This is a genomic window from Pseudanabaena sp. 'Roaring Creek', from assembly GCF_001402795.1.
In the GTDB taxonomy this organism is placed as follows: Bacteria; Cyanobacteriota; Cyanobacteriia; order Pseudanabaenales; family Pseudanabaenaceae; genus Pseudanabaena.
Genome location: NZ_LIRE01000037.1, coordinates 1 through 5,195 on the forward strand (window position 1 = coordinate 1; position 5,195 = coordinate 5,195).

Annotated in this window: 4 protein-coding genes; 1 reads left to right on the forward strand and 3 read right to left on the reverse strand. The window is 44.3% G+C overall.

Annotation, left to right across the window (positions count from 1 at the left end; translation table 11 throughout):
• Window positions 1-355 precede the first annotated feature (355 nt).
• A complete protein-coding gene (locus AC805_RS01175; RefSeq protein WP_055073713.1) occupies window positions 356-1,972 on the forward strand; it encodes an NAD(P)H-quinone oxidoreductase subunit 4 in 1,617 nt (538 codons plus the stop codon).
• 59 nt (window positions 1,973-2,031) lie between these two features.
• Here the strand turns inward: AC805_RS01175 and AC805_RS01180 are convergent, their stop codons facing one another.
• The 3 genes from AC805_RS01180 to devC all read right to left on the reverse strand — a co-directional run bounded on the left by AC805_RS01180 (window position 2,032) and on the right by devC (window position 5,118).
• Window positions 2,032-3,015, reverse strand: a complete 984-nt coding sequence (locus tag AC805_RS01180; protein ID WP_055073714.1) for an FkbM family methyltransferase — start codon at window positions 3,013-3,015, stop codon at window positions 2,032-2,034.
• A gap of 84 nt (window positions 3,016-3,099) precedes the next feature.
• Entirely contained in the window at window positions 3,100-3,786 is a 687-nt protein-coding gene (locus AC805_RS01185; protein WP_055073715.1) for a DevA family ABC transporter ATP-binding protein, read from the reverse strand.
• 129 nt (window positions 3,787-3,915) lie between these two features.
• The gene (devC, locus tag AC805_RS01190) at window positions 3,916-5,118 is read right to left on the reverse strand and encodes an ABC transporter permease DevC (RefSeq protein WP_055073716.1); all 1,203 of its coding nucleotides are present in this window, start codon (window positions 5,116-5,118) and stop codon (window positions 3,916-3,918) included.
• Window positions 5,119-5,195 lie beyond the last annotated feature (77 nt).

Below are 5,195 nucleotides of genomic sequence, written 5' to 3' on the forward strand. Positions count from 1 at the left end.
CGGAGCGCGGCAACTCTCTTTGGGGTTTTGATTTTGTCCTAACAAAACTGGCGGCAGCTATAGCAATTCACGAAAGCTGCAAGCTCAGGCTGCCCAAATGAATAAGACTCGAGCCTGCACCTCTTAAGAAATATCCAGAAATATCCCTAAACGATAGTCATAAATTAATGGTATTCGCAAATACAATGACAATTTATAAATGAATAACCTTGCAAAACCTAGAAAACAAGCTGGGATATAGCTTTGAGTCTATTATGATGATTTGAAGATTTATTAACTTTTATATCAAAAGACTTAATACAAGTTAACAATTTCTTCATACAATGGATTTAACGAGTAAGTAATTATCCTCATCATGTCTGTTGCAGAATTTCCTTGGCTTACAACAATCCTTCTGTTTCCCCTCATTGCCGCCTTCGCCATCCCTTTCATTCCTGACAAGTACGGCGACGCGAAGAATGTGCGATCGTATGCCATGGCAGTAGGATTTATCGAACTTTCGCTCATGATTTACGCATTCTGGAGTCAATACAATCTGCATGATGCAGCTTTCCAGATGTCTGAAACCTACGCATGGATTCCCCAGATAGGTCTGAATTGGGCTTTAGCCGTTGATGGGCTATCAATGCCCTTAATAGTCTTAACAGGATTAGTAACGACCTTAGCAATTTTCGCTAGTTGGTCTGTAACCAAAAAATCTCGCCTGTTTTATTTCTTGATGCTCTGTTTATACAGCGCTCAGATTGGGGTATTTGCCGCTCAGGATCTATTGCTATTCTTCTTTATGTGGGAATTGGAACTGATTCCTGTATATCTACTGATTTCAATTTGGGGTGGGTCAAAACGTCTTTATGCTGCCACTAAGTTCATTCTCTACACTGCCTTAGGTTCGATTTTCATTCTTGTCGCTGGTTTAGCGATGGCATTTTACGGGGATAACATTACCTTCAACATGGCAGAGTTGGGGATGAAACAATATCCGATCGCCTTTGAGCTGCTTGCCTATGCAGGTTTTTTGATTGCCTTCGGGGTGAAACTACCAATTTTCCCCTTGCATACATGGTTACCCGATGCCCATGGGGAAGCTTCGGCTCCAGTATCGATGGTGTTAGCTGGAGTCCTCTTAAAAATGGGCGGATATGCCTTAATTCGTTTCAATATTGAAATGTTGCCCAATGCTCATGTTTATTTCGCGCCTTTGCTTGCGATTTTAGGGGCTGTGGGTATTGTGTATGGTGCAATGGCTGCCTTTGCCCAACAAAATCTCAAACGCCGCTTGGCCTATTCTTCGATTTCGCATATGGGCTTTATTCTTTTGGGATTAGCTTCATTTAACGATCTCGGCGTAAGCGGTGCATTGTTACAAATGATCTCCCACGGTTTAATTGCTGCGGCTCTATTCTTCCTTGCGGGTGTAACCTACGATCGCACCCATACCTTGATGATGGATGAGATGGGCGGCATTGCGAAGATCATGCCCAAAGCCTTTGCCCTGATGACTGCTTCCGCCTTAGCATCTTTAGCCCTGCCAGGGATGAGCGGCTTTGTCAGCGAGCTCAATATTTTTCTCGGCATTAGTACCAGTGATGTCTATTCCTCTAGCTTTAAAATCGTGACGATCAGTTTAGCGGCAGTTGGCGTAATCATCACACCAATCTATCTGCTTTCAACTTTGCGTCAGGTTTTCTATGGAGAAACCAATCCTACTTTATCCCTTGAGAAATACGTTAGCGATGCCAAGCCCCGTGAAGTATTCATTGCCGCTTGTTTGATTGTGCCCATTGTGGCGATCGGGATGTATCCGAAGCTAGCAACTCAAACCTACGATGTGAAAACGGTTGCTGTGACCGAACAAGTCCGCGAAGCCTTCAGCCTCGTGGCTCAGTCCAATCCTAATTTATATTCATCTGCGGCGATCGCACCTCAATTAAGCAATCCCAGCCATCGACCCATTTTAGGGATTATGGAATAGCCTTGCACCAAATTCTGCACAGATAAAAAAAGAGCGCATAGCGCTCTTTTTTTTACGGGCTATGCCATCATCATGACAACATTTCGTTGAATATTGGTGTTTAAGTCTTCTAGGGGGAACAGGCGATCGCTATCGTTTATTTCGGCATAGCGGTTATAGCCTAAATCTTGCAATAATTGCTTGAGCTTGTCACCCGAAGCACCTGCCGCTTTCAAGCTGGTGGGATGAACTTCAATAATTAAAGTAGGCTTTAAGGTAGCGATCATTTGGCTAGCTCCAGCCAGAAAAGCACATTCGCTTCCTTCCACATCTAGTTTTAGCAAAACTTTGCCTGTAAAACCTTGCCAATTCACAAAATCATCAAAGCGTTTTAGAGGAACTTTAATCACATTATGCTGATGGGTTGCCGAATGTTCTGGGAAAATACCTGCCGAGCCCGATGTACCAATTGGTACTAGTAGTTCTATCTCTCCGTCCGTATTGCCAACGGCGATCTGATGAACCTCAAATTTGCCCAGAGCATTTGCGGTCAATGATTTTCCTAAGGCTTTAGCTAGTCGGGGCTGCGGTTCTATAGCTAATACAAAACCCGTCGCACCAACTAACTTACTAGCCACGATCGCAAAACTGCCATGATTTGCCCCAACATCGAGGAAGGTATCGCCTTCAGTAATTAGCTTCGGTAAAATTCGCGTATCCGTTTCTTGGCTGGCTAACTCGTTGACGACCTGAAAGAGTCGCATATCGGTGGGATTGAGAAAAACTTGATAGCCAGATAGGGTTAATTCTAGATAGCGATCGGGAGATGTTTGCGAAAAAATATTTGATAAAAATCTAAATAACGATCTCCCACCCTTGAGATAGTTTTTGCCCGTGAGATGGAAATACAAATTACAATACAGAGCAAAAATTTGGTAGAGAAATGGTAGCTGCTTGCTTAGGGTCGGATTGAGTAGCCATCCTAAAACCGAGCGATCGTAGAGCCAATCATCGGGCAGGGCTGTCTTGCTTTCTGGTTTCACGATGGGAGAATTGGCGCTCATAAAAAATATGTAGATGACTCAGATAAATTTCCTATGAGTTTACGCCAAATTGGGGTAAAGATAGTGCGATCGCCCGATAGCAAATTATGCCGCCCGATGCATTAAGACTCCATCCTCCATGTAAATAATGCGATCGGCGAGATCGAGAATACGATTATCATGGGTCACAAGGAGAATCGTACAACCTTGCTGTTTGGCTAATTTCTCCATAATCTCCACCACATCGCGCCCCGATTTTTTATCGAGCGCCGCCGTTGGTTCATCGGCAAGAATTATTTTCGGCTGTCCCACCAAGGCACGAGCGATCGCCACTCTTTGCTTTTGTCCTCCCGACAGGTCGCTAGGATAGTAATCCAAGCGATGAGACAAACCTACCGAATCTAAGACCTCTCGAATCCGTCGATCTGCTTCTTCCACAGTCACATCATGGAGTTCTAGCGCCATTTCCACATTTTGATAAACGGTGAGGAAGTTCAAGAGATTATGGGCTTGGAAAATATAGCCAATATTGCACCGAATCAGCGTCATTTGATCGGGCATAGAATCAAGCAATTCCTGACCTAAAATCTTCAGACTACCCTCTTGCGGCGATCGCAAACCACCCATGAGCGTCAGCAAAGTCGTTTTCCCCGACCCCGATGGTCCCGTCATAATCACAATTTCACCGCGATCGATTTGCAGATTAATATCAAACAAAACCTGCTTACGGAGAGCATCCAGCCCATAGAAGTGATTTAGTTGCGTTACAGAAATAGCAAATTGCGAAGACATTGTTTTTGAATTACGAATTACGAATTATCAATTACGAATTATCAATTACGAATTACGAAATATCAGTCACCAATCACCAATTACCAATAACCAATTACCAATTACCAATCACCAATTACCAATCACCAATCAAAAAATATCCGCAGGATCCGCAGTTTGAATCTTTCTCACAGCAACGGCGGCGGAAACGGAACACATAATGGCGGTTAGCACGAATACAAACGTAATCCGCCCTGCGTCCATTGCCATTGGTAAAAGAGTGGCGATATAGGTAATTTCATAAATGCCCCATGCCATCGCTGTGGCGGGAATGAATCCTAGTACGGCGAGAATGAGAGATTCTTGGAAGACGACAATCAATAAATAGCGATCGCGGAATCCCATCGCTTTGAGGGTGGCATATTCGGGTAAATGGTCGGTGACATCGCTATAGAGAATTTGATAGACGATTACGGCTCCGACAATAAAGGCGATTACGACACCGAGATCGAAGGTATAGCCCACGGGCGTACTTGCGTTCCAAAAGGCTACTTCGGCTTTGGCGAAATCCTGTCTCGTCACGACTTTGACATCGTTGGGAAGGAGCGATCGCAATTCGGCTAGGACTTTATTGACATCGGCATCGGGCTTGAGCTTGACTACGCCAATATCGATTAGTCCACCTTGGCGCGATCGCACCATTCGCAAAAAGTTAATATCGCTGGTGATGAGATGGGCATTAATGCCAAAGGTGGGGCTGAGTTGAAACAGTCCACGCACTTGAAATTGGCGTTCGTCAATTTCCGTAACGATGGCTTCGCCTGCTTTAAAGTTTTTAGCGATCGCCCCAAATTCATTCCGCGATCCAGAATTAAAAAGAACGGTGTCGGGTTCGCGCAGTTTTTGGCGATTCTCGGCAACTCCTTTAATATTTAAAACCTGATGTTCGGGATTAATACCAATGGCGTAAATATCCCAGATCTCTTTGTTGTAAGGATTGCGCCATTGAATGAAGTTGAGATAAATCGGACTCACGGACTGTACGCCCGATACGCCTGCGGCTTGGTAAAGGCGACGATCGGTAAAGCGATCGAGGGAAATTAGCGATCGATAGCGACTACTCAAAATCACTATTTCGCCATTGATGCTGTGATGGAGTTCTACGGCACTGCTAAATAATGCACCGCGAAATCCCATTTGCAAAAACATCAGCACATCCGCAAAACTAATTCCCGCGATCGCTACTAACAGACGCACTCGCTCTTTCCTCAATTGCAACCAAGAAAGAAAAAGCGGTTTCTTCTTTTTTGATTTTACAGAGTCATTTATAGGCTTATCTATGATTTTGGTCATAACTCTCTAGGTTAGGAAATCCTTCTCAATAAAGATGCTAATGATCCCCCTCAATCCCCCTTAAAAAGGGGGAAGAA

Excerpts from the sequence above, each read along its gene's own strand:
- AC805_RS01185 (WP_055073715.1), bottom strand. The coding sequence starts at position 3,786 with ATGTCTTCGCAATTTGCTATTTCTGTAACGCAACTAAATCACTTCTAT.
- AC805_RS01175 (WP_055073713.1), top strand. The coding sequence starts at position 356 with ATGTCTGTTGCAGAATTTCCTTGGCTTACAACAATCCTTCTGTTTCCC.
- devC (WP_055073716.1), bottom strand. The coding sequence starts at position 5,118 with ATGACCAAAATCATAGATAAGCCTATAAATGACTCTGTAAAATCAAAA.
- AC805_RS01180 (WP_055073714.1), bottom strand. The coding sequence starts at position 3,015 with ATGAGCGCCAATTCTCCCATCGTGAAACCAGAAAGCAAGACAGCCCTG.